Annotated in this window: 26 protein-coding genes; 10 read left to right on the top strand and 16 right to left on the bottom strand. The window is 46.0% G+C overall.

The window, feature by feature from the left end; genetic code table 11:
* Positions 1 to 12: 12 nt before the first annotated feature.
* Complete coding sequence (gene hemE / locus BN1002_RS21970; RefSeq protein WP_048828160.1) at positions 13 to 1,059, bottom strand: uroporphyrinogen decarboxylase; 1,047 nt, start codon at positions 1,057 to 1,059, stop codon at positions 13 to 15.
* A 213-nt stretch (positions 1,060 to 1,272) separates the two neighbouring features.
* On the opposite strand from hemE, the gene BN1002_RS21975 reads away from it, so the two are divergent.
* The 3 genes from BN1002_RS21975 (at position 1,273) to BN1002_RS21985 (ending at position 3,797) form a co-directional block, all read left to right on the top strand.
* Positions 1,273 to 1,473 (top strand): hypothetical protein, encoded by a 201-nt coding sequence (locus tag BN1002_RS21975; protein WP_048828161.1) that lies wholly within the window; start codon positions 1,273 to 1,275, stop codon positions 1,471 to 1,473.
* Positions 1,474 to 1,714: 241 nt separating this feature from the next.
* A complete protein-coding gene (locus BN1002_RS21980; RefSeq protein WP_048828162.1) occupies positions 1,715 to 2,206 on the top strand; it encodes an antibiotic biosynthesis monooxygenase family protein in 492 nt (163 codons plus the stop codon).
* A 190-nt stretch (positions 2,207 to 2,396) separates the two neighbouring features.
* On the top strand, positions 2,397 to 3,797 hold the full coding sequence (locus BN1002_RS21985; RefSeq protein ID WP_048828163.1) for a hypothetical protein: 1,401 nt from the start codon (positions 2,397 to 2,399) through the stop codon (positions 3,795 to 3,797).
* Between the two features lie 96 nt (positions 3,798 to 3,893).
* On the opposite strand, the gene BN1002_RS21990 is transcribed toward BN1002_RS21985, so the two are convergent.
* The 4 genes from BN1002_RS21990 to BN1002_RS22005 all read right to left on the bottom strand — a co-directional run bounded on the left by BN1002_RS21990 (position 3,894) and on the right by BN1002_RS22005 (position 7,862).
* A complete protein-coding gene (locus BN1002_RS21990) occupies positions 3,894 to 4,553 on the bottom strand; it encodes a phosphatase PAP2 family protein (protein WP_052445672.1) in 660 nt (219 codons plus the stop codon).
* A gap of 530 nt (positions 4,554 to 5,083) precedes the next feature.
* Positions 5,084 to 5,806, bottom strand: a complete 723-nt coding sequence (locus BN1002_RS21995; RefSeq protein ID WP_048828164.1) for an EcsC family protein — start codon at positions 5,804 to 5,806, stop codon at positions 5,084 to 5,086.
* A gap of 111 nt (positions 5,807 to 5,917) precedes the next feature.
* Complete coding sequence (locus tag BN1002_RS22000) at positions 5,918 to 7,129, bottom strand: ABC transporter permease (RefSeq protein ID WP_048828165.1); 1,212 nt, start codon at positions 7,127 to 7,129, stop codon at positions 5,918 to 5,920.
* Complete coding sequence (locus BN1002_RS22005) at positions 7,122 to 7,862, bottom strand: ABC transporter ATP-binding protein (protein ID WP_048828166.1); 741 nt, start codon at positions 7,860 to 7,862, stop codon at positions 7,122 to 7,124. The genes BN1002_RS22000 and BN1002_RS22005 overlap by 8 nt, the downstream gene beginning before the upstream one ends.
* A gap of 580 nt (positions 7,863 to 8,442) precedes the next feature.
* Between BN1002_RS22005 and BN1002_RS22010 the strand changes: the two genes are divergently transcribed.
* The 4 genes from BN1002_RS22010 (at position 8,443) to BN1002_RS22030 (ending at position 11,258) form a co-directional block, all read left to right on the top strand.
* Positions 8,443 to 8,865: an HIT family protein gene (locus BN1002_RS22010; RefSeq protein ID WP_048828167.1), complete on the top strand. Its 423-nt coding sequence runs from the start codon at positions 8,443 to 8,445 to the stop codon at positions 8,863 to 8,865.
* Between the two features lie 138 nt (positions 8,866 to 9,003).
* Entirely contained in the window at positions 9,004 to 9,549 is a 546-nt protein-coding gene (locus BN1002_RS22015; protein ID WP_048828168.1) for a tryptophan transporter, read from the top strand.
* 449 nt (positions 9,550 to 9,998) lie between these two features.
* On the top strand, positions 9,999 to 10,400 hold the full coding sequence (locus tag BN1002_RS22025) for a YtxH domain-containing protein (protein WP_048828170.1): 402 nt from the start codon (positions 9,999 to 10,001) through the stop codon (positions 10,398 to 10,400).
* Positions 10,401 to 10,685: 285 nt separating this feature from the next.
* Positions 10,686 to 11,258 carry an HTH-type transcriptional regulator Hpr gene (locus tag BN1002_RS22030; protein WP_048828171.1) on the top strand — a complete coding sequence of 191 codons (573 nt, stop codon included), beginning with the start codon at positions 10,686 to 10,688 and terminating at the stop codon, positions 11,256 to 11,258.
* Positions 11,259 to 11,293: 35 nt separating this feature from the next.
* Here BN1002_RS22030 and BN1002_RS22035 read toward each other — a convergent pair whose 3' ends face one another.
* A complete protein-coding gene (locus BN1002_RS22035; RefSeq protein ID WP_082036405.1) occupies positions 11,294 to 11,629 on the bottom strand; it encodes a DUF1878 family protein in 336 nt (111 codons plus the stop codon).
* 170 nt (positions 11,630 to 11,799) lie between these two features.
* Between BN1002_RS22035 and BN1002_RS22040 the strand changes: the two genes are divergently transcribed.
* A complete protein-coding gene (locus BN1002_RS22040; RefSeq protein ID WP_048828172.1) occupies positions 11,800 to 11,979 on the top strand; it encodes a hypothetical protein in 180 nt (59 codons plus the stop codon).
* Positions 11,980 to 12,085: 106 nt separating this feature from the next.
* On the opposite strand, the gene BN1002_RS23510 is transcribed toward BN1002_RS22040, so the two are convergent.
* Positions 12,086 to 12,175: a YjcZ family sporulation protein gene (locus tag BN1002_RS23510; protein WP_082036406.1), complete on the bottom strand. Its 90-nt coding sequence runs from the start codon at positions 12,173 to 12,175 to the stop codon at positions 12,086 to 12,088.
* Between the two features lie 233 nt (positions 12,176 to 12,408).
* Here BN1002_RS23510 and BN1002_RS22045 point away from each other — a divergent pair, with 233 nt between their 5' ends.
* On the top strand, positions 12,409 to 13,272 hold the full coding sequence (locus BN1002_RS22045) for a peptidylprolyl isomerase (protein ID WP_048828173.1): 864 nt from the start codon (positions 12,409 to 12,411) through the stop codon (positions 13,270 to 13,272).
* Positions 13,273 to 13,344: 72 nt separating this feature from the next.
* On the opposite strand, the gene BN1002_RS22050 is transcribed toward BN1002_RS22045, so the two are convergent.
* The 4 genes from BN1002_RS22050 to BN1002_RS22065 all read right to left on the bottom strand — a co-directional run bounded on the left by BN1002_RS22050 (position 13,345) and on the right by BN1002_RS22065 (position 18,863).
* Positions 13,345 to 13,521 carry a sporulation YhaL family protein gene (locus BN1002_RS22050; RefSeq protein WP_048828174.1) on the bottom strand — a complete coding sequence of 59 codons (177 nt, stop codon included), beginning with the start codon at positions 13,519 to 13,521 and terminating at the stop codon, positions 13,345 to 13,347.
* 114 nt (positions 13,522 to 13,635) lie between these two features.
* Complete coding sequence (gene yhaM, locus BN1002_RS22055; protein ID WP_048828175.1) at positions 13,636 to 14,580, bottom strand: 3'-5' exoribonuclease YhaM; 945 nt, start codon at positions 14,578 to 14,580, stop codon at positions 13,636 to 13,638.
* Positions 14,581 to 14,633: 53 nt separating this feature from the next.
* The gene (locus BN1002_RS22060; protein ID WP_048828176.1) at positions 14,634 to 17,621 is read right to left on the bottom strand and encodes an ATP-binding protein; all 2,988 of its coding nucleotides are present in this window, start codon (positions 17,619 to 17,621) and stop codon (positions 14,634 to 14,636) included.
* Between the two features lie 24 nt (positions 17,622 to 17,645).
* On the bottom strand, positions 17,646 to 18,863 hold the full coding sequence (locus BN1002_RS22065) for a metallophosphoesterase family protein (RefSeq protein ID WP_048828177.1): 1,218 nt from the start codon (positions 18,861 to 18,863) through the stop codon (positions 17,646 to 17,648).
* A 256-nt stretch (positions 18,864 to 19,119) separates the two neighbouring features.
* Here BN1002_RS22065 and BN1002_RS22070 point away from each other — a divergent pair, with 256 nt between their 5' ends.
* Positions 19,120 to 19,305: a YhzD family protein gene (locus BN1002_RS22070; RefSeq protein ID WP_048828178.1), complete on the top strand. Its 186-nt coding sequence runs from the start codon at positions 19,120 to 19,122 to the stop codon at positions 19,303 to 19,305.
* 75 nt (positions 19,306 to 19,380) lie between these two features.
* On the opposite strand, the gene BN1002_RS22075 is transcribed toward BN1002_RS22070, so the two are convergent.
* From BN1002_RS22075 to BN1002_RS22095, 5 genes are all read right to left on the bottom strand, one after another.
* Entirely contained in the window at positions 19,381 to 20,202 is an 822-nt protein-coding gene (locus BN1002_RS22075; RefSeq protein ID WP_082036407.1) for an enoyl-CoA hydratase, read from the bottom strand.
* 100 nt (positions 20,203 to 20,302) lie between these two features.
* Complete coding sequence (locus tag BN1002_RS22080) at positions 20,303 to 21,820, bottom strand: coproporphyrinogen III oxidase (protein WP_048828180.1); 1,518 nt, start codon at positions 21,818 to 21,820, stop codon at positions 20,303 to 20,305.
* A 128-nt stretch (positions 21,821 to 21,948) separates the two neighbouring features.
* The gene (locus BN1002_RS22085; protein ID WP_048828181.1) at positions 21,949 to 22,818 is read right to left on the bottom strand and encodes a Cof-type HAD-IIB family hydrolase; all 870 of its coding nucleotides are present in this window, start codon (positions 22,816 to 22,818) and stop codon (positions 21,949 to 21,951) included.
* Between the two features lie 124 nt (positions 22,819 to 22,942).
* The gene (locus BN1002_RS22090) at positions 22,943 to 23,455 is read right to left on the bottom strand and encodes a DUF2179 domain-containing protein (RefSeq protein WP_048828182.1); all 513 of its coding nucleotides are present in this window, start codon (positions 23,453 to 23,455) and stop codon (positions 22,943 to 22,945) included.
* A 17-nt stretch (positions 23,456 to 23,472) separates the two neighbouring features.
* Positions 23,473 to 24,609 carry a M24 family metallopeptidase gene (locus tag BN1002_RS22095; protein WP_048828183.1) on the bottom strand — a complete coding sequence of 379 codons (1,137 nt, stop codon included), beginning with the start codon at positions 24,607 to 24,609 and terminating at the stop codon, positions 23,473 to 23,475.
* Between the last annotated feature and the right edge of the window lie 20 nt (positions 24,610 to 24,629).

A 24,629-nucleotide genomic window follows, 5' to 3' on the forward strand; every position in this document is an offset into this window, starting at 1 on the left:
AAGTAGTGTTAATTATGAACGGCTTAATTTAGAAGCCGAATATTCATGTACAAACGCGGTGAGCCTTTTTAGTGTTTCCGGGTTAACAGACGGGAATACACCATGGCCAAGGTTGAAAATGTACCCTGGCTGGGTCATGCCCTGATCAAGAATTTCCCTGGCGCGTTCTTCAATGAACTCCCATGGGGCAAGAAGTATGGCCGGATCAAGGTTCCCCTGGACAGGCTTATTGACGCCAAGCTTCCGTGCCTCGCTGATCGGCAGTCTCCAGTCCAGCCCGACTACATCAAGAGGCAGGTCGTTCCATTCAACGGCCAGATGGCTTGCACCAACGCCGAACATGATCAATGGGACATTTTCCTTCCTGAGTTCGGTGAAAATCCGCTCCATGACTGGTTTAATATAATAGCGGTAATCCGCTACATTTAGGGCGCCAACCCATGAATCAAAAATCTGGATGGCACGCGCGCCAGCTTTCACCTGTGCTTTCACATAAGTGATCGTCGTATCGGCCAGCTTATCCATCAACGCGAACCACGCTTTCGGCTCAGCGTACATGAATGCCTTCGTTTTATTATAATTCTTTGATGGGCCGCCCTCGATCATATAGCTCGCCAGGGTAAATGGCGCACCTGAAAAGCCGATCAGAGGCACATTAAGCTGTTCCTGCGTCAGGATTTTGATTGTTTCAATGACATAAGGAACATCTTCCTCAGGATTGATTTCTCCTAGTTTTTCTACATCCGCAAGCGACCTGACAGGGTTAGAAATAACTGGCCCGATGCCTGCTTTAATATCCACGTCAACACCAAGCGCCGGAAGTGGAGTCATAATATCTTTATATAAAATGGCCGCATCGACATTATATTGCTCAACCGGAAGGCGGGTAACATATGCACACAATTCAGGCTGGTGGGTAATTTCAAACAGGGAATACTTTTCCTTAATCGCCCGGTACTCAGGCTGGGAACGTCCCGCCTGGCGCATATACCAAACTGGAACATGTCCTGTCTTCTCACCCCTCGCTGCCTTCAAAAATGTCTCATTGATTTCTCTCATCTCAGTTTCCACCTTTCACAATCTCTCAACTAACATTCTAATATAACCACCATAAAAACAAAAACTTTACAGATTTAGTCTCATTTCACTATATCTGTTAATCTGAAAGGTGTACACACCTCCCAACCAACTGTCAAAAAAAAGTCGTATTTACGTTTGCACATCTGTAATAATCGGGAAAATGAAACAGGGGACTGTTCTGGGCTGCTGGATTTGGATAATAAAGCTCTGATTTCGGATAATACACTGCGGGATTTGGATAATAAAACCCCGAAAATGGATAATACGCTGCTGGATTTGGATAATAAAACCCCGAAATTGGATAATACGCTGCTGAATTTGGATAATAAAACCCCGAAATTGGATAATACGCTGCTGAATTTGGATAATAAACCACGTAAGTTGACGCATTAACCGCCAGAAACGATGCATAAGTTGCGGGAAATAGCGCATTAACTGCCGGAAATGACGCATTAACCACCTGAAATAGCGCATACCCAGCCGGAAATGGCGCATAAAACGCGGTATGCTGCTCGTGCCTCCCAGGAAGAGCCGCTGAAGAGTCCGCTGCCTCACCCCATTTATTTACGTACGAAGCCGCCATTCTACGGAAAGTTTTCTGCGGCTTAATAATATAGAAGTGGAGCTGATTTGGATGAATTTGTACATGACTGCGGGAACTTATGATTTTTTGGAAAGGCTGGCTGAAAAGCACAGCGGTGAGAACATGGTGCTTATGACCGGGGAGGACGGCGCGCTGCTTGTCCACGAGACGGAAGGAAAAACGGTCTTTGCTTCGCCGCGAAAATACGAGGTGCTCGAGTCTGTCGGAGAACTGGGAAATCCGGGAATGGTTGTGATGAACAATATTCCTGTCACGGAAGAAGGAAAGCCTGTATTTGAATATCGCTTCAAAAACCGTGCCGGAAAAATCGAATCATCGCCCGGTTTCCAGGCCATTCGGGTCCTGAGGCCGATTAAATCAAATACGTATGTCATTTTGACAGCATGGGCAGACGAAGCAGCCTTTGAAAACTGGAAAAATTCAAATTCCTTCGGGAAATCACACGGCGCCCCTAAGGAAGAATCCGGGCCAAGTATTTTTTCCGGTAAATCCTATATCACAAAATACTACATTTCTGAGTGACGGAACGGGGCCCTTGCCCCGTTTTTTTCTTTGTCGCTATTATTATCCAAAGCGGGATTACTTGCGGCCGGCTTCCTGCTCCCTACCATGCTATTTCCTTTCACCACTTCTCCCTATTTTCATATTCTGTATTACATCCCGATTGGGTCGTTCGCCTACCCATTAGGATGCATGAAGGGAGGATACCAGCATGGTAGCGGAGCTTACAGCTCTCCATTGGATATATGTTGTCTTTATCGGCCTTATCATCGGCTTTATGGTCATGCGGCGCGATACATCGCTGATCTGCATCACCGGCATTTTCCTGATCGCCATCACGGCGACCGGTTCGCTAAGCGGGTCGGTCAGCAGTGTGTTTAATAGTTTCATCTACGCTATCACAGAATTGCTGTCCACAATTCTTGTCATCTCGATTATTGTGGCCATGAGCAAAACCTTGACCACCACCGGCATCAATGATGTCATGATTTCACCGTTTACAAAACTCATCCGGAATTCGACCCTTGCTTACTGGACAATCGGGATTCTGATGATGGTCATTTCCTGGTTTTTCTGGCCATCGCCAGCAGTCGCTCTTCTCGGCGCGGTCCTCTTGCCGGTAGCCATCAGGGCGGGGCTCCCCGCTCTTGGCGTCGCCATGGCGATGAACCTGTTCGGCCACGGCATCGCACTTTCAGGTGATTTTGTCATCCAGGCTGCTCCGAAATTGACAGCAGATGCGGCCGGACTTCCGGTAAGTGAGGTGCTCGGCGCAAGCATCCCTCTTGTTTTCATCATGGGTGCCGTCACAACCCTAACCGCTTTTTATTTCCTGAAGCGCGATATGAGAAGCGGAAAACTCACAGGCTCAACAGGGGTCGTACCAGGTGGGACTTCACAGCAGGCCAAGACTGGTGAAAATCTCCTTTCTGCCGGGCAAAAACGCTTCTTCGCCATATTTGTCCCGATCCTTTTTGCCATTGATGTTGCGGTGATGTTTGTCTTGGACCTCCAAGGCGGGGACGCAACAGCCCTCGTTGGCGGAACATCGATCTTCATTCTTCTCGCCATCACCCTGGCTGCCCATAAAAATAAGGGACTCGAAAAAACAACCGCCTACTTGATTGACGGTTTCCAATTTGGTTTTAAAGTGTTCGGCCCGGTCATCCCGATCGCTGCTTTCTTCTATCTCGGAGACGCCGGTTTTGGCAAAATCATTGGCGATTACTTGCCTAAAACCTCACACGGAATCGTCAATGACCTTGGCATCGCCCTGGCTAGCGTCGTTCCATTAAGCAAAGAAATCGCCGCCGTGACGCTTACAACCGTCGGAGCTATTACCGGGCTCGATGGTTCAGGCTTTTCCGGCATTTCACTAGCAGGTTCGGTCGCCGGACTGTTTGCCGTATCAATCGGAAAGGGAGCGGCAACACTTACTGCCCTTGGGCAAATCGCAGGAATTTGGGTTGGTGGCGGAACACTCGTCCCATGGGCGCTAATTCCGGCTGCGGCCATCTGTAATGTCGATCCTTTCGAACTCGCAAGAAGGAACCTTCTCCCTGTTATTATCGGTCTTACCGTTACAACAATCGCAGCGATGTTCCTTATTTAAGCTCCTGCCTTTTCTAAAACCTTCACTCCTCGCAAAATAAAAAACAGCCTCCATGAACTGCATTCCACTAACGGCGTGCGGTTCACCGAGGCTGTTTTACGTTTGTTTATTAATTGGCGAAAGCCAGGAATATTTTATCCGCAGCGCGGAATACAGGTAAATCCAGCAGGAAGCCCAAATGAATCCAAAAGCATAACCACCAATCACATCAGACGGATAATGCACGTTCAGAATCACCCTGCTCGCCCCAATCAGCAGGATCATGCTGCCAGATAGCCCGTATATCCAGAACTTCGCCTTCCTTCCCGTATACTCTCTCGTCAAAAAATAAGCAATCAAGATGTAAAGGATGGAACTGACCATTGCATGGCCACTCGGAAAACTTAGGCTTTTCACATGGACAAGGTGCTCAAGGTCGGGCCGCTCGCGCCCAATCAGCTCCTTTAGCAATTTATTCAGTTCATTGCCGAGGGCCACTCCCATTGCAAATATCCCCATCGCAAAAAAGTCTCGCCGCTTGAATAGCAGCCACATGAGCACGATGAGCGCTGTAATGCCAACGCCTTTCCTGTCGCCAAGATGGGTGATACTGATAAACAAAGGATCCAGCCCATCCGGCACTGGAGCCAGCAGACTTTTGCCAGCAGTATCAATCAGCAGGTGGCGGTCCTGGAGCACGCCCGGAAGAAGCATTAAAATAATCAGGATTGAAAACGCAATTCCAATCAGTACGGCTTTCCTTTTTGCAAAATGCACTTATCCAAGCCTCCATTCCCCCAGTGTCCCCTGTCCGATTTCACATCCATATGCTTGCACTCCCAACAGGCGATTAGACTGATTCTATTCGACCGTACGGTTCGCTAATCAAGCTCACAGGTGAATAGACCGATTCTATTCGACCGTATCGGACCGCTAATCAAGCTCACAGGTGAATAGACCAAGTCTATTCGACCGAACACCACCGATAATCCAATCCACAGGTGAATAGACCAATTCTATTCGACCGTATCGGACCGCTAATCAAGCTCACAGGAGAATAGACCAAGTCTATTCGACCGAACCGAGCCAGTAATCAAGTTCACAGGCGATTAGACCGATTCTATTCGACCGTACGGGTCAAGTAATCAAGTTCACAGGTGAATAGACCAGTCCTATTCGACCGTACGGTTCGCTAATCAAGTTTACAAGCGAATAGACCAATCCTAATTGACCGCACCTAACCGATAGGCGAATAGTTCGCTTCCTATCCCCCCGCACAGGACAGGATACCCGCAAGCATTTCCATCCTATTCCCGGATACCGTCCTTCAAAATCCTCAGCCTGTACGCATTCATCGCTGTTTCCCCTAAATGCCCAAGCAGCTTGTTGTTCGCAACCGCCCCGACAACCGCGCCGATTCCGGGAACGAGCTGCAGCATTTTTGCGAGGTCGATGTAATCCCTGTATTCCTGCTGAAACTCACGCCAATCCATATCAGCGAGTGTCGATTTTCTTTCTTCCCAGTTATCAATAACATCCAGTGTTTCAAACCGTTTTTCATCGCTGGAAAAAGCAAGCTGAAAGACATGCAGCAGGAACAGCCTTTCTTCATATTTCTCCGTATTGAACCCATAAACCGAAGCGAGCTCGAACAGGAATTTCATTTTTATCGTCAGAAGCAGCGGGAAGTCTGCCAAGCCAAGCAAAATTCCGCCCGCGCCTGTTCCTGCTCCTTCAATCATCGCTGTTTTTTGGAACACATTTATTTTCTTTCTTGCCTCTTCATCCATTCCTTTAAGGGCAAGACGCGGCTCCGAGGGCTTTTTCGTTGTAAAATTCGACCCGGCTAGGGTAGCTTTAACCATGCCTTTGATCGCTTCCGTCATGGCGATATGGACTTTTTCCGGTATAAGGCTGTTGACTTTAACTTGAGCTTTCCTGGACAGCCTGTTGAACATGCTCGATCGCGCGGATAATTTCCGCTTCCACTCGATAACTTCTCCATTCACCGCTTCTTCATATTCTTTCACAAGTTCATACCCCCTTTTAGAGTATTACCCTCTTTACGTAAAAACAGTTCATTGGTTTCAAAAACAACACCTTTCAACTGATGAAAAAAATCCCTTTCAAAGCGAAAGGGATCATGTTTTCAGTTTTCTGACACTGTAAAATCTCACAAATCCGAAGGTAAAGGCGCCCCCGGCGGATAAAATGCCAAGCCCCGCCAAAAAGTCTCCTCTTAAGAGAACAACTATGGCAAAAATGGCTGTCTGAGCTGCCATGACCAGATAGAGCAGGCGCTGGAAGGCCTCCCTATTTGTAGACGCCGGAACAGGATACAGTTCGCTCCAAAGATTGTTTTCATGATGGGCTGCCAGGGGCATTAACTGGAATCCAGTTAAATAAAGGAACAGCAGGGAAAAGAAAATCTGGCCCGGCCCGTAGGAAATCAGCATGATTCCGAGCGAGCCAATGACCGCAAGCCTGACTGAAAGCCCCAAATAGTCGCCGGCGCGAAGATACGTCCTCGCAAGCAGATAGAGCGCCGCCCTTTTCTGTGCAAAAGGAATTCCTGACAGCAAAAAGTCCAGCCACCGCCTTCTCTTAACACTTTCCTTCAAATGAGGGACATCGGTAAACAAGTTTGCGAGCCGGTAAAAAGCCATCATCCTTTTTTCTTCCCCGGCGATCAGCGCTTCCCACTTGAGCCCTTTCCCTTTTGCGGCAGACGTGAAGTATGCAAGATAGGCTAGCATGATTCCCGCAACCGGTAAGAGGAACAAAAGGCCGTTCCCTTTAAAAAGGAAATAGCTAAATACGGCATTAAGGAAAAAACGGACAACCTGGTCAGCAAGGTTTCCCGACGAATCCGTCAAATAGGCTGCTTTCCATTGCGCAGCAAGGTTCCACACTTTTACAGCAAGCAATAGCAAAAGGGCTGGGAAAAACATCGTGAAGCCTATGCCGCCTGTTTTTGCAAAAAGGGGCATGAATAGCGCCAGAAGCATTAGGAGCACATATCCTTGCAAAAGTCCGCTGACAATCGCGGAGCGTAGGAAAAATCCACTCAGCTTTTCCTCAAGCGGGAGAAGGAATACTTTATCCGGTTCCTTGAGGAAATTATAAACAGGGCTTAACGTAAGAAACAATCCGAACAAAAGCGCACCAATGGCTTCCGATGGGAAACCAGTATCGAGTGTCTTTAGCCATTCCTGGTAGTAGTACGCCGCAGTTCCGAGCAAAAACAGCAGGACAATGACAATATGGCCGTTAAAAATATATTTAAGGTAGCGCCCGAGCTCTTTAGTCCTCCGCCCGGCCCGCTCCTTCCAAAGCCGGTTGCCGTCAAACATGGCTCTCTTCCTTTGTCAGCTGGATATACAAATCATCCAGCGTCGCACCTGGCATTCCGAATTCGTTTCTCAATTCCTCGAGGGTCCCTTTTGCCCGGATCCGGCCTTCATGGATGATGACAAATCGGTCGCAATATCGTTCGGCAGTGGCGAGGATATGGGTTGACATAAGGATGCCAGCGCCACTCGCTTTCATTTTTGCCATTAGATCAAGAAGCGACTGGATGCCAAGCGGATCTAGCCCGACGAAAGGTTCGTCAACAATATACAGTGATGGCTCGACGAGAAACGCGCATAGAATCATCGCCTTTTGCTTCATCCCTTTGGAAAAATGCGCCGGAAACCATTTCAGCCTTTTCTCCATCCGGAATTCCTTCAGCAGGGCCGGCATTCTCTTTTTATATTCGCTCCGATCAAGGCCATAAGCCATCGCTGTCAGTTCGAGGTGTTCCTCGAGTGTCAATTCTTCATAAAGAATCGGTGTCTCCGGAATAAAGGTAAACTGCCTTCGGTACTTTTCCTTGTTACCTGAAAAGGATTTTCCATTAATTTCGATTTTGCCCGCATGCGGCTCCAAAAGGCCGATGATGTGCTTGATCGTCGTACTCTTCCCGGCCCCGTTCAGGCCGATCAGGCCGACGAGTTCCCCGGCACCGACTTCAAAAGATACATTTTTCAATACTGGATTTTTCGTATAACCGCCAGTTAAGTCATGAATCGTTAATAAAGACATGGCAAACGCCCTTCCTAGCTTAATACCATCTATTTTAACAAAAATAGCTCCCATAGCGAAATGATGAGCTGTTGATTGGAAATTGAAAACTGGCAGCTCCTGCCACTCATAATCCCCCTTTTTCAGGCCATCCTAATATTTGAAGGGGAATCAGCTCCAAAATTGAAAAGGGGTGTCTGTCAAAGACAGTTTCCATTCAATAAAAGCTGCTTCATTTAACGTTTAAGTGAGGGGATGGTTGTTTTGCACAGGCCTTAGTCTAAAGCACACCGGACCGTCTGGACCGCAGATGGCATTTTTGCAAATGAGGTGTTCATCAAAGAAACCATCAAACAAAAATATTTGTTATAACCAACTAATAAATGTTTGGAGATGGTTCGCTTGGACAATGTAGGTATTTGCCTGGACATTTCTGAGTCAAATGAGGTGTTTGTCAAAGAAACTTCCTGAACGAAGACGATAACAAGAAGATGTTTCCCCTTCACGAGGGCGGGATACCTATACGGTTCCTGCCCTTCTCTTTGTTTGCCCTGCCGGATATGCTAAAATACCGGTAAAAGAGAGGAAGGGTTGTGAAACGATGGACAACTGCATTTTTTGCAAAATTATCAAAGGGGATATTCCGTCCGCCAAGGTTTATGAGGACGAGCACGTACTGGCTTTTCTTGATATCAGCCAGGTTACCAAGGGGCATACATTGGTCATTCCAAAAGTACATAAGGAAAATATTTATGAATTGACCCCGGAAATCGCGGCGAATTTATATAAGGCCGTACCCGCTATTGCCAGTGCTTTAAAAGAAGAGTATTCCCCAATCGGCCTGAATACGTTGAATAATAACGGAGAAGAGGCCGGCCAGTCGGTTTTCCACTTCCACCTCCACCTTCTCCCCCGCTATGGAAAGGGCGATGGATTTGGGTCCGTTTGGAAGACTCATCAGGACGATTATACTTTCGAAGACCTCAACAATATGGCAAAAGCAATCGGCAGCCATGTTAAGTAAGGGCACTAAAATCAGAAAATTTACACTTTATTCTTTTACAGTATTTATGCTATAATGGCTTTAAGTTTTTCGCTGCAGGCAAAGAGCGCACTGCAGGAGGAACCAAATTAGCTTAGAAAAGCAGAGGAGAGATGAGAAATGAATACGAAAAATCTTGTTGCGCTGTCTCTATTAATGGGGATTGGTGCAGTGTTGCATGCTGTCATTCCGGGGATTGGAAATGGCATGAAACCGGATATGATGCTAACGATGATGTTTTTAGGGATTATGCTTTTCCCTGAAAAGAAAAATGTCCTGCTTGTCGGAATTGTAACAGGCGTGTTATCCGCACTGACGACTACTTTTCCAGCCGGCCAGGTACCAAATATCATTGACAAGCTAGTGACCGCGTTTGTTTTTTACCTTCTGTTCCTGGCAGTTAAAAAGTACAGCCACACAGTTGTTGCTGCTGCGTCTTTGACAGCTGTCTGCACGGTTGTCTCTGGATCGGTATTTTTGGGCACAGCCCTTTTCACGGCCGGACTTCCAGGGTCCATGACGTTTGGAGCACTGTTTGTCGCCGTGGTTCTTCCAACAGTCGTGCTGAACACAATTATCATCGCTGTTATTTATCCAATTGTTAGGTCAGTGATTAAACGGACAGGTTTCACTCCTGTACCTGCTGCTGTCCAAGAGCAAAAGTAAAATTAGAATGACAGAATCCGGGCATACGCCCGGATTCTTTTTTTGACTTTACCTCATGATCTTCCTCATTTCGCCCCATTTCCAATTGCCTCCATTATTTAAGAAAAATAATCAACAAACAGAATATGACAAATATCCCCAATCCTGAGGCGAGAATAGAGGCGCGTTTTTTGATAACCCTTTTTGGAGGATACATTCCCGGCTTTTTATACAAGGCCATATTATAGAGCATTCCCCCTAACAGAAAAACGCCTGCCAGAAAGAAAATAACAGCCGCCGCTCCCATTTGTGAAACCTCCTTTACCTCCCATATGCCTACTTCAAGAATGAACGCAGGAGGTTTAGCCGCTATTTTTTGTGTTATTAATGATTATGGCCAAATTTGGCATGCTATTCATATATTGGGTAAAATATAGGAAAGCAATCAATCAGAGAGGGTGTTGACTGTTATGGGAGCAAAAAGATTCCTTTATGGATTCCTGCTTGGAGGCGCTGCCGCCGGCTTGGCGACTTTATTTACCGTGCCTCAGGCCGGAAAGGATACAAGGGAAGCACTGAAAAATAGCAAGGATACTTTCATAAGCCAATTAAAAGATTTGAAACAGAGCATTATGGATGTCAAAGATGCCTCTGCTTATGCAACTAAGGAAGGCAGGGTTCACGTTTCCCACTTTATCAAAGAAGTGAATACGTCCATAGGCAGATGGAAAGCTGAAACTCTCCCCCAGCAGATTGAAATCCAAAAAGAAATAAAAGAAATTGAAACGGTGATCAGCCAGCTTGAAAATGATTTGGCAGCACACTCGCCATCAAACAATAAGGATGAGACGGAAAAACGGAGCCTCCAGTAATCCTTCAATAGTGGACCATTCCTTCCTCTGCCCATAGCAGGGGAGGGTTTTTTTCAAAATTTAACCTTTTAAGCATAAAATCTATTCAATTTCTAAAAATTTAGTAAATTTGTACTTTATTAATTTTTATTTTATTGGCATAATGTTAATATAGAAAAAACACTATTATATGAATATGCAATACTTCTGACGGTATCTGTTTCATTCAATGGGGATTGCCGGCGGCATTTTAATTCGGGGGAGTTGGGAGTTGCCGCCCATATTTTAAAAGAGGTGAGGAGAAGAATGGCTGAAAAACAATATAGCATTAAGGAAGCGATGCTGTTTAGCCAAAGAATCGCTCAATTAAGCAAGGCTCTATGGAAATCCGTGGAAAAGGACTGGCAGCAATGGATTAAGCCGTACGATTTGAACATTAACGAACATCATATTCTTTGGATTGCGTATCATCTAAATGGCGCCTCGATTTCAGATGTTGCCAAATTCGGGGTGATGCACGTTTCGACCGCCTTCAATTTTTCTAAAAAACTGGAAGAAAGAGGCCTCCTCCAATTCTCGAAAAAGGAAAATGACAAAAGAAATACGTATATCCAGCTGACCGAGCACGGTGAATCCATCCTGCTTGAGCTTATGGAAGCATATGACCCTGGAAGCAACTCTGTTTTTTCTGGCGCGATGCCGTTAAGGGAACTGTATGGCAAGTTTCCAGATATCATTGAGATGATGGCGATTGTCCGCAATATTTATGGGGATGACTTCATGGAAATTTTCGAAAAATCGTTCCATAACATTGAATGTGAGTTTGTCGAAGAAGAAGGAAAGCTCCGTAAGAATAATAAGTCCGAAGAGCTGGTCTAATTTTATTTAAAGACCCCCGAGAGAATTGAAACCGTTTAAATGAACTTTTTGAATTCATTCATTAATGGCAGGAACATCTGCTGTTTTATGCAAGCCACCACCACTTCATCAGGATTTAATTTTGGGGTCATTTTCGACGAAAATTCTTTAAAAAGCGGATGAAAATTCAAAAAACCTTCCGCTTTTTGTTCTTCCATAAGATTGTGCATATCCTCACATAAAGAAATGAGACGGCTTGTTTCATCTTTTGTTAGATTGTTGGCTATTACAAGCTTATTGAACTCATATGGCGTCTTATCCAATGCTTCTGCTGCAAGCCGCATATGGTATTCCAATGTTTCAATCCGTTCAATCAGGTACTTCAGTTCCATTTGCAACCCCCGTTCAGCCTGGCTCTTTCCTTCTATTATTCACTTTTTCACCTTTACAGTAAACCCTTAACCTCCATACTTATCTTGATTCATTAGGATTTCGAACTTTTCTTTTACATTAATATTTGGTATTGTAAATTAGCAGTAGAAAAAGCATGGGGGAGTCTTCAATGGTATTCTTCTTCGGCGCATTCGCCTTCTTTATCTTATTTTCGATTAATAGACTGACAACCTCCCTTTGTGACCAAAAGGAAATTCCTGAAGAAAACCAGGGAAAGGTATTCAGAACGATAAATATACTCGTAACAGTCCTTTTGATTTCTTCCTATGTAGAAGTCTTGTTTACCTAAAGGGATATCTTGGCAGCATTTTGAACTCCACAGTCTCCAAGTCCTGAAGAAGCGGCTGAAAATAATAATGGAACATGGGGGGATCAACCTCCATGTTCCTTTTTTATTAAAGCCAGGCAGCACCGACAATTACAAGCAAAATAAACAGGACAACAATTAAGGCGAAGCCTGCTCCAAATCCTCCTCCATGACCCATAACGGCACCTCCTTTTCGGGAAAGTTACCATATACTATTCAACGCGATCCCTTTTCGAATAGGCCTGAGTCCAGGTTGACTCTAAATTTTATGACAGGCTGTGGGTTCCTTCACTACTTCTGATCCTCTTTATCCTGACTCACATTAAGTTTTGTTGCTTATGACCATTTATGTTATAGTATGGGATGTGGGTTTACAACCTGCTGGAAATTTACTTTTAGGAGAGATACATCATGAAAAAATGGATGCTTGCCCTTGCTCTCACCGGCGGGGTTATGACCCTAGGCGCTTGTAACAACGCTAATAATGGCGGAGGGAATGTTGCTGAAACAAAAGCCGGAAATGTCACCAAAGACGAGCTATACGAATTGATGAAAGAAAACTATGGTGAACAGGCTTTGCAGCAACTCGTATATGATAAAGTCCTATCCGACAAGTATAAAGTCACCGATAAGGAAATCGATCAAAAGATTCAAGAATTCAAGTCTATGTACGGGGAGCAAGCAGAAGGATATCTTGCCCAATATAACCAAGACGAAGTAAAGAAAATGTTCAGAACTATGGCTTTGCAAGAAAAAGCGGCTCTTAAAGATGTCAAGGTAACCGAGAAGGAAATGAAGGAGTACTACGACAACTACAAGCCGGAAGTGAAATCCAGGCATATTCTCGTTAAAGATGAAGCAACCGCTAAAACCGTCAAGGAAAAACTTGATAAGGGCGCTAAGTTCGAGGATCTTGCAAAAGAATATTCAACCGATGAAGGCACGAAGAATAACGGCGGAGCCCTTCCAGAGTTCCAGCCTGGAAGCGGTGCTATGGTACCAGAATTCGAAGAAGCGGCTGGAAAGCTGAAGAAAAATGAAATCAGCGGACCAGTCAAATCTCAATTTGGCTATCACATCATCCAGGTTACTGATATAAAAGAAAAGAAATCGTATGATGATATGAAAAAAGAAATCGAGCACAAGCTAAAGACAGAGAAACTGACACCAGAAGTAGTCGATGCGGCTATGCAGAGGGAGCTTAAGGCGGCCGATGTCAAAATTAAGGACAAGGACTTGAAAGACGCCCTTAAAACAGAAGCGGCACCACAATAATGTAAAGCATTAAAGAGGGGACCAACGCGGCCCCCTCTTTTTTCATGTATTTTAACAGGTTCCACCCGAAAATCAGCCGGTCAGGCCTCTCTTTTCTTTCTCGAGCTCGAGCCGTCTCATATAAATTTCCCCTTCTTTTTCAATCAAATCCATTTCAATCCGCCGTTCCTCTTTGCCTGTTTTGACAGTCATCACCGCACTGAACGCTATGCCTAGAATAATCGTATAAATCCAAAAAGGTATCGTCATGGTCCCTGCTCCTTTCCCTGTTAGGTTTGTCCGCTACAGTATACATATTCAGCCAGCGCCAAAATATGCCTGCTGCAAATAGGTATAAAAAAAAGAGCCGCAGGGGCTCTCATGTCATTTGTGAAAAACTGGCTTGTAAAATGAACGGTTATCCAAAGCAAAAACCCTTTCGGAAAACTCGCCCGGTTTAACGCGTTCAAGCGCGCCATCCAGCATGTTCATTTTCGCATCCAGATTATCGATATAGTGGAGAATTTCCGCTTCCTTAATTAATGGCGGCTTAGGGCTCCCCCACTCCGCCTTGCCATGGTGAGAAAGGACCATATGTTGGAGGATCAGCACTTCTTCCCCAATGATCCCCAGTTCATCCGCCGCTTTGCCGATTTCGTTGACCATGATCGTTATATGGCCAAGCAAATTTCCTTCAACAGTATAAACCGTCGAAATCGGGCCGGATAGCTCGAGGACCTTCCCCATATCATGCAGGATGATGCCCGCATAGAGCAAATCTTTGTCAAGGCTTGGGTAGAGGCTGGAGATCGCTTTTGCTAAATCAAGCATGCTGACAACATGATAGGCAAGCCCCGAAACGAATTCATGGTGATTTTTCGTCGCAGCGGGATATTCCATGAAGGCTTGCTGATGCTTTTTAATCAAGTGGCGGGTAATTCTTTGGATGTTAGGGTTTTTCATTTCAAAAATATATTGCGTCAGTTTACTGCCCATTTCCTCGCGGCTTATTGGTGCCGTCTCCAGGAAATCTTCAAGCTTCACACCATCATGAGGGCCAGCCGGCCGGATCTGGCGGATTTTCAGCTGATTTTTGCCCCTGTAGTTCTGAATTTCCCCCAAGACCCTCACAATGCTTTGCGCGCTATAATTTCTTTCTTCCTCTTCCCCCGCATCCCATAGCTTTGCCTCGATATCTCCGCTCTTATCCTGAAGAATCAGGGTAAGGAAGGGCTTTCCATTGCTTGCAATCCCTTTAGTTGAGCTTTTTATGAGTAAAAACTGTTCTACCTGTTCGCCAGTCTCGTGTTCTAGTATTTTTTTTGTCATCGTTAAAGTCACTCCTTCCCATTACAACCACTATATTATACAGCACTGCCCTTTCATCCACGAATTTTTGCCGGTTTTCTCCCCATTTGATAAATCTGATTTTCATCAAAATGGCCAAGTAAATGCTCATGGCACGTAAAAAACAGAATTTGGCGTCCCTCCGCCTTTTTCAATAGTTCAATCATCCGCCTTGCCCGCTCTCCGTCAAAATTTACGAAGCTGTCATCAATAATAAGCGGGAATGAGAGTTTTCCATAAATCGTCTCGGCTAAGGCAAGCCTGAGTGAGACGTAGACTTGCTCCATTGTAGCCTGGCTCAATTCATCTGCCTCGAATCGGACGTGGTCTGCCCTTTGAATGACGAACCCGGTTCCGGAAGGAGCGACAAATAGTTTACTATAGTTCCCTCCTGTAAGAAACTCCAAATATTCCCCTGCCTTTTTCAGCAATCTTGGAAGATGGTAATCCTTGAACCTGTTAACCGTCCGATTCAAGAGTTCCTTCGCAAGCATATGGACAGCCCATTCCTTCGCCTCCTCCGCAAAATCGGATTGGGCTTGCCTGAAGTTATGGAGAATTTCTGAATAAGTCCCTCCTTCTTCAAGTACCTGTATTTCATAACGGACTTCCGAAAGCCTGTTTCTGGCTTCTTCCAGCCGCCTTTCCGTTTCCACAAGCTGCCTGGCTGTTTCTTCAATATGTTCATGGACATTCCTGACTGATAAAAGCCCTTCTCTTTCCTCACGATCCAGTCTCGATAACGCCAGCTCCCTCTTCACTTCCTTCAGCCTGTCCCGAAGTTCCTCTTGTTTCCGGGCCTCTTCTCCAAGAAGATAATACGCTTCTTCATTATCGGCATCCGCCTGGGCAAAAAGTTCACTCATCTCCTGTTCATAAGATGATCTCTCCTTTTCAACCTTTTTTAAATCATACTCCAGTTCTTCAAGGGCAGCAGTTTTCTCAGAACGAATGACCACTTTCCGCTTTGCTTCCTCAAGGGCTGTTTTTGCATAATGGCAGGCAAGCCGGACTTCGTTTTCCGGAATTCCCGGAATGAATTTGGACAGGCTGGATATTGCTTCTTCGAACCCGGCCATCCTCTCTTTGAGGGAAATGATATTGCCAGAAAGGCGGGCCTTTTCCGCAATCAAGCTCTTGCACTCTTCAATCAGAAGGAAGGCTTCTACTGGCATATTGGCTCCAATTGGATCGGCGATTCTTAACTGGCCGCATAGCTCCTCGACAAGTTTCTTCCATTGAGCCTCATCCTGTTCCAGTCTTTCAAATTTGGCAAGGACTTTTTCATATTGGTGGTTCTGCTGCTCCAGCATCCCTTCCAGGCTGTTGACTTTAAGCCTTTGCCTGTCATCATGCTCAAGCTTTAATGCCGCACTTGAATTCCCCCCTGATTGGAAGGCGGAAAGTCTTTCATCTAGTTCCTTTTCCTTTTTCCGCTGCTGTTCAAGCTCTCCAGCTTTCTCTCCTGCCTCCCTGTTCCCGGAAGCCTTCCAAACAATTGACGCTGAAAAAATCACCATAAGAATTCCCAGGCCGGATAAAATCCAATCCTGTCCATAGAGCCCGTAAACGATAAGGCATAGAGAAATCAACGCTCCTAAAAGCCCCAGCGGCCGGGACTTCCTCCTTGACTCTTCCTCCAGCTTCGCGGACCTTTCCAGAATCGCGATCCGATCTCTGCAATCCTCCAGGCGCGCTTTTATTTCAGCCGCATTTCCGGTGCGGGATGCCTTCTCCAAATCCGCCCTTTCTTCCTGTTTAAGCAGCCTTTGTCTTGCCTCAATCAGCTCCGCTTCAAGCTGTTCCAGTCTTATCTTTTCTTCATTAAAGGAAGCTTCCAGCTCGTGTTTTTGACCCTCGATTCTTTTTCTCATCTCATCCGCTGTTTCAGCTTGCTTTTTTGTGAACATATCGGTTTTGATGGAGTGGATTTCGTCATCGCTTACCTCAAGATGGAGTTTGCGACGCATTTCCATTATTTTATCTTCGATCATGCGTGTTTTTTCCTCAAGTTGATTCAATTCAAGCCCGGACTGGCCGTACGCGTGAAGGCCTTCCAAGACTGCGCCGACCTCGGGCTCGCGGCCTAGAAGTTCATCATTGATTCCTAGACCGGCCAGTTCTTCGGCAAGTGCCTGCCTCTTTCCCCTCATCATTTCGAGCTGCGATAAAAATGGGCGAAGAAGCTGCTTGCACGATTCCAACCTCTCTATGCCTCTGGCAGGGAAGCGGATTTCCTTGCTTTCCTTTATTTCCGCATCCAGGAGTACTTCTTCCCTGGCCAATTCTTCGACTTTCTCCCATTCTTTCAAGCTTGCGGATTTCTCGGATAAATCCAGCACAGCTTGTCTCAGGCTTTCAATATTTTGCTGCAGCGACTCCCGCTCGGCAACTAAAGCCTCATACCCATTATTTTTTTCAGCGGCTTTCTTTAAATCTGCATCCAATGACCGAAGGCCGGCAAGTTTGCTATTCAGGGCAGGTTTTTTGCCGGACGGCTTATAGCGCGCTTCAAGATCCTTTTGCAGCATGCTTTCAGCCCTGGCCAGCCTGTCTGTCCCCAAGGTTCCCGATGAGAAGAGAAAACGGCCAATCTCCTCATTCTTCATTTGATGGATATTTTGCAGTCCGTGCAAATTAAAGGAAAATACCGCCTGGAACATACTTCGGTCAAAATTCCCCAGGAGCTTCTTCAGCAATTCTTCATTGCCGGAAGCCCCATTTTCCAGCATGACGGTAACATCTCCCGCCGCTTTCCCTTTCACTCTTTCTATGACGGCGAACCCATATTGCGGATGGCGGATGCTAACTCTACCTCCGTACCGGCCGCCTCCTTTAGGCTCATAGCGAAGTTCCTGTTGCTGCTTCGTTGGGAATCCAAATAAAACCGCATGAATGAACGCCATGATCGTAGTTTTTCCAGCTTCGTTCTCACCGTAAAATACTTGAAAGTCGTCCAGATTGGAAAGAACTAAATTTTCTAGCTTGCCAAATCCATAGATGTGCAATTCCTCAATTTTCATAAGTCTCCCTCCTTCCCACTGTTATCAGTCTCTTAACATGCTGATAAGCAAACGTTCCGCTTCTTCCAGCAAATGCCTTTCCTCTTCACTGCCGATGCTGTTAACATATTTTCTTCCCGGAAGCCGGCCATATAGGGGTTCAAGAACTTCCGCCGTGCTCCCGAATCCGTCGGCAACCTGGAAAAGTTCCTGGTAAAAGTCGGCTTCTCCCGCAAGGTCCTCCCTCTTCCAGAAATTCTCTTCCTCAATCGCCACCTTTGTGGTCCACACAAATGAAGATTCCTCTTCCTCTCCATCCTGAAGGAGTTCAAGCAGATTTCCATGAAGGCTGTCCAGATCTTCTCTGCCCTCCAAGTTTACATTTTTAAGAGTAATAGACAGTAATACTCCATTCCCTTTCCGGCGGGCCTCTTCCTTCTCTTTCAAAAGAAGTCGGTAAATGCCGTCGAATTCGGCTATGCCCCTCACACTGATTACAGTATCATGCCAGACCACATCATTCGTTTCAATAAATTCGAGATCAGCCTCCGCACGGTCAAGCGTTACAAGATAGCAGCCCTTTTCTCCTGTTTCTTTCCGGTTCCTTCCCTGGATATTTCCGGGATACACAACAGGTGGATATTCGGCTAGCACAGCCCGCTTATGGATATGTCCAAGCGCCCAGTAATCAAATTGTTTTTCAATAAGTTCACCTACCGTAAAAGGACAGTAGTTTCCATGCTCAGCTGAAGACCCGTCACTTCCGTGCAGGATTCCTATATGGTAGTCCCCGCCATGGGCCTTTTCATAAGTATGTATTTTCCGCTCGGCTACATGCCGCGTTGGATAACTGAAACCATAAAGATTCACTACGGCACCTGATTTTGTTTCGCAGCGGACAGTTTCTGTTTGGCTGTCAAAAATGTGCACATTCTCCGGCATCTGCATTTTTACCCAGGACCCGCCCAAATGGTCATGATTGCCGTGGACGGCATACACTTGGATCCCATTTGCTGAAAGCCTGTCCATTTCGGCCCTGAATCTCGATTGCGCCTTCAGGCTTCTGTCTTCGCCGTCGTATAAGTCCCCTGCAAAAATAATAAAATCCACTTCATTGCGGATGGCTGTGTCGACTATGTTTCTAAGGGAGATAAATGTGCTTTCTCTCAGTCTGGCCAATATATGGCCGGGAAGGTTATTCAGGCCGGCCATCGGGCTGTCCAAGTGAAGGTCAGCCGCATGGATAAAGGTAATTTTTTTCATTGATAACCATCCTTTCATTTTCGAGGAGTCACATGCGTGAGCTCCAATCAACCAGCTATTCAAATTGAATGGTGAAATTATAAAGGTCAACCTATATAGTAATGTTTCTGTCACTTTCCGTCTCGCTTTTCTTTATTGTATCACCCGAAAAAGGCGAATGCACGTTCTGTTTCTAATTTCGACGGACTAATGAAATTTGCGGATTCATTTTTGATATGTGAAAATGAAGAAAAGTGGAATAACAGGGGGGATGAAGATGAAAATCTATAAGTTGACTGCATTTGAACAAGATGGGAATAAGCTTTTGGATGAATCATTCCAGGCAGAGAACGATGATGCAGCCCAAGAAAAAGGGAGGGGCATTCTGGAGGAGAAAGGTCTTCTGGAAAAGGCTCACCGCTGCACCTCCCTCGCAGGAAAACTGCTCCTTTTCCATTCATAAAACTGTTTCATAACTATGCCGGCATGCCCGGAGTAAAGAAGCCGCAACCTGTCGGCTTCTTTTTTTCCACTCGGGCTATCTGCCTGTGAAACGGGGAGGCCGCTTCTCTACAAAGGCACGGATTCCTTCTTTATGGTCTTCTGTTTCCAGCATCTTTCGCTGGGCGTACTTTTCAACTTCTAATACTTTCAGCAGTTTGGGGCGATTAAGTTCGGAAAAAATCTTTTTTGTTTTTATCATTGCCTGGACTGGCTTGCCTAGATAGCCGCCAATTTTCTCTGCCAATGCCGCTTCCATATCAGCGGCAACCTCATGGATGAGCCCGTTTTCAAGCGCTTCCCGGGCAGACAAAGTCCTTCCTTCCCATATCAGCTGCTTCGCCCTCGATTCACCGACCATTTTTGCCAGGAAAAAATGGGCGCCTCCATCCGGAATCAGTCCGATCCCGATAAAATTCATGGCCAGCTTCGCATCATCTTTCACGAGGATATAGTCGGTTGCCAGGGCAATGCTGAACCCCAATCCTGCTGCGGGTCCTGAAATAGCGCTTATGGTGATGGCCGGAAGACAATATAAAGTAATGACAAGTTCATTGATGCAATCCATGATAGAAAAGAATTCTTGTTCATCTTTCATTTCAAGCATGGATTTTATATCGCCGCCCGCTGAAAAAGCCTCATCTGTTCCGGTCAGGACAAGAATATCGATCCCATCCGATTCGCTGATTTCTTTCAGACTGCCGACAAGGCCCCTGATCATTTCCTTGTCCAATGCATTCAGTGCTTTCGGCCTGTTCATTTTAACTGTCGCGACACGGCCATTGACAGATACATCAACCTTATCAGTGACAAAATTGAATGCCAACCTCAACGCCTCCTTATAGTCCCTCCCCTCCATTATAGAGCTTGTGCACCTCGTCCGTAATCCTTTTCGCAAAATAGTCACAATATTTGAACACATGGATTTACGGGACTTCAACGACAAAGGAAAACCCGCATCAAAGTGCGGGTTCATTTTTATTCGCGAAAAGTTCTTCGAGAATCCTTATTTTTTCGTTTGTATAATGCTCAAAGCTGTCATTGTATGACTTTGGATCTTTCGGGTTGGCAAAATGGCTGATTGCCCCGGTTACAGGGTGGACGAACTTGCTGGACGCCCCGCAGCCCAGCCCTATAATGGTCTGCATCTCTTCCATGATCATGATATTGTAGATGCTCTCCTGGCCCGGAAACGAGTAGCCGACATTCTCGAGATTGCCGAGGATGTTCTTTTGCCGATATAAATAATATGGTTTATAGCCGCGGCTCTTTGTCCATTCCTCGGCCAGCCCCATCATTTTCTCGACTTCTTCGCGATCCGCCACTTTATATCTGTCGCGATTTTTCGTCATTTCCGACGCGCGTTTAAAGGAAAGCGTATGGACGGTGAGCGATTCCGGCATCAGCTTTTCGGTTTCGTTCAATGTATGGGTGAATTCCTTCGTCCCTTCGCCAGGCAGCCCAATAATCAAATCCATATTGATATTGTCCATGCCCATTTCCCTTGAGAGTTGAAATTTGTCGATTGTCTCCTGGACGGTATGGTGGCGGCCGATTGCCTTCAGGGTTTCCTGGATATACGACTGGGGATTGACGCTGATTCTATGGATATTCCATTTTTTCAGCACTTCCAGTTTTTCAGGCGTAATCGTATCCGGCCTGCCAGCCTCAACGGTAATCTCCCTGATCTGGCTCGCATCCGGGAAGGAAGAATGCATTTCTTCATAAAGCATATCCATCTCTTCCGCAGTGATGCTTGTCGGCGTGCCGCCCCCGTAATACACGGTCGTTATTGTGATGCCCTGCTCCTTGAGCCAGCTGCCGATAGCCCTCATCTCATGGTGCAGCCCGCCAAGGAAGGAATTGACCGAACCCTGTCTGCCGTTGATCGCATAGGCAGGGAACGTGCAGTAAGCGCATTTTGTCGGGCAAAAAGGGATGCCAATATAAATGCTGACTTCTTTTTTCAAATCATATAAATCCGGAATCGCGTCAAGCTGGCGGTCAATGATCTGCTGCATTAATTCCGCTTTTTCCGGAGTAATTAAGTATTCTTCCGCCAATTCCCTCTTGGCGGCCTCTGGTTCCACGCCTGCCCTTAGCTTGCGGTGCAACAGCTTTGTCGGCCGGACACCGGTGAGGATGCCCCATTTTTGCGTGATGCCTGTGAGCTCCTGAAGCAGTTTCAGGTAAACTTGGGAAACGGCGTTTTTCACCGCCTTGAACTGTTCCTTTTCTGAAAGGGAACCGTCAATGGCTGCCTGGTGGTTTTCTTCGATTTGTTTATCGCCATCATCTACAAGAATGCCGGAAACATGGAGTTCCTTCCCCTTATAATCGAGGGTGAATGCGATGGAGATATCGGATTCTTCTTTTCTATTTAAATAAATTTCAGATTCTTCGAAAAACAGGTTGGCAATCAGCTGCAGCGGCCGCTCAAACCGTTCATCCGAAAGGCCTGTAATTGTAATTCGCACGTTCATCCACCTTTACTTTTTTGCTTCCTTAAGTGTACAGAATCAGGTATGCAAGGTCAATATAATGGAAAATATGGCAGGAAAATAAAAAGCGGCATTGGCATACTCAATGCCATTGCCGCGGTTCATTATTTCTTCAGGATGTTCATTTTTTGCAAAAAAGGAATTGGATGCTGCCTTCTGAAATGTTCCTTCACCATATACGCCACTCCATGTTCATTTTCCGAGCGGGTTACCCAATCGGCCGCCCGTTTCACTTCAAATGGCGCGTTGCCCATTGCGACCCCAAGCCCTGCGGCCTCGATGAACGGAAGATCGTCCAGCCCGTCCCCGATTGCTACCATTTCCTTCGGACTCACTCCAAGCCGGTCACAAATATAGAGAAGACCTGACAATTTCGATACGCCCGCAGGCACAATATCCAGTTTAAGTCCTGTATTGTCAACTGTCTCAACTTCATGGAACATCGTCTTGATGGCCGCCTTTGCATCCTCCAGTTCCTTTTCCGACTCAAAATACGCCTCAATTTTCGGTGGGGAGACTGGGGTATCAACGAGCGAATCACTTAAATCAGCTGTGAACTGGTGCGAATAGGACAACGGATCGCCTGAAGTGAAAATGGCTTTTGCGAGGAGATTGTTATTGAGGTGCAGTTTATTCGCGAGTGAAAATTTCTCATGGACAAGGCGAATTTGGCACTGCAGCCCTTCAAGGAATCTGACAATTTCATAAGTGACGTCCTCATTGATTCTCTTAATATATTCCGGATTGCCGGTAGGAGTGGATATATAAGCCCCGTGATGGGAGACGAAAAGTCCTTTTAGTTTTAAAGCCCGTGCGACTTTTTTGGCCGATGCGAAATTGCGCGATGTCACGAGGGTGATATGGACTCCTTTGTGCTGGACATACCGAATGGCTTCCTTTGTTGATTTGTGAAGTTTTCCGGCGCTGTCTAAAAGCGTGCCGTCTATATTTAATGCCAGCAAACGGTAAATCATAGTGGTGCCCCCTGTCCTGATGGAATCATCCTTATTTAAACTTGTATGAGTTTCAGGATTTTTCTAGAACAATCCAGGCAAAAAAAAGAGCGCAAAACAATGTTTGCGCCCTTTGCCATTCAAATCAACCAAGCCTCTTCAGGAGGAAGCCTCCGTTAAATTGTGTAGGTTCATAAGAGATCATGAACGCTTTCGGGTAGATGGATGTAATGAATTTTCGCAGTTTCGGCTCACGGTTCCGCCTTGCTAGAATCTTCATCACAAGCCTTTTGCCATCCTTTCCGTCAGCCAGCCATGAAGTCACCCCGTAGCCTTGTTCCCTGATTTTTACAGGTAAAGTAGTATCAAGGGAATCAACAATAACTTCCACGACCACATAACCTAATGCTAGATATGCTTCAATTTTGCTGCCTATATAAACGCCAAGCCCCCAGCCGAAACAGTAAGCGGCAATGTTGATGGGCTCATCAAGATTATCAAGGACAATCGTCAGGCCCATCAAGTAAATGAAAACTTCGCCCATCGACAGGATCGACGCCAGCACCCTGTAGCCTTTAATAACAATCATGACCCGGAGCGTAAACAACGAAACATACAAAATATTAATGCCGATGATAGTCAGAATAATAGATGACAATGCGTTCACCTCAGTTGTTAATCAAAAAGCAAATGTTCGATCTCCCGTGGGTATTGAGTAATGGAAAAGCTGCCGCCTTCAGTAAGGATGACCGTGTCGGAATGCCTGTATCCTCCGAGTCCCGGCACGTAAATTCCCGGTTCAATAGTGTAGACCATGCCCTCTTGCAAAATTAGGTCGTTATCAAAGCGAAGATATGGCTCCTCATGCTCCGATAATCCAAGCCCGTGGCCAACGCGGTGATTGACATATTCCCCATAACCCGCTTTTTCAAAAACACGGTAAGTGGCAATATCGACCTCTTTGGCTGTTATACCCGGTCTGATCAATTCCATGCCAACCCGCTGCGCTTCAATCGCCAGTTTCAGCAAATCCTTCTGTTGTTCACTTGGCTTTCCGACAAAAAACGTCCTTTCGTTTTCGGCCCTGTAGCCATTGAACCAAACCTGGCGGCTGTGGATGACCACATCACCGCTCACGAATTTTCTCGTACTCGAATAAAGATGCGGCATGACACTGCGCCTGGCGCCAGAACAGGTCCAGTCTTCATACCCAATCAGTTCTTCAGGATATTCCTTCGAGGCGATTTCAAGCAAAAATTTATCCCCGTATGAATCGAACTCAAGCTCACTGACTCCTACTCTAGCATGTTTGAGGGATACCTCAATAGCAAAATCCGAAAGTTTTCCGGCAATTTTCAAAAGGTTGATTTCCGACGCATCCTTGATTGCGCGCATGGCGGTAATCTTTTCGCCAATATCTATCAGTTCGAAGCCGAATTCTTTCAAATAAATATAGACATTCGCTGGCAAGCTGGCGAGTTCCACTCCAACCCTCGACCCGGCCGGATATTTCTTATGAAGCCGGCTCAGGTGGCCAAGATAGGAAACTTCCTTGTCCCTTAAGGACAGCTGTTCATGGTAAACATGAAGTTTATCCACCTGCGCCTTGTCAGACGCATGAAGCTCCTCCAATCCGGGAACAACCATTTCAGCCATCTCTTCGCCGATTGCTGTGACAATTGGGCGTGAATAACTGATTGCCCTGAAGCCGCTCAAGTAAAATTGATTATCAGGCTCCCAGATCAGGCTGAGCCTGGCTCCCTTTTCCGCCATGAATCTTCTGAATTCAACAAGCCTATTTTCAATGTTCACTGTTTATCCCCGCTCTCCTG

The sequence above is a fragment of the Bacillus sp. B-jedd genome, from assembly GCF_000821085.1.
Taxonomy (GTDB): Bacteria; Bacillota; Bacilli; order Bacillales; family Cytobacillaceae; genus Bacillus_D.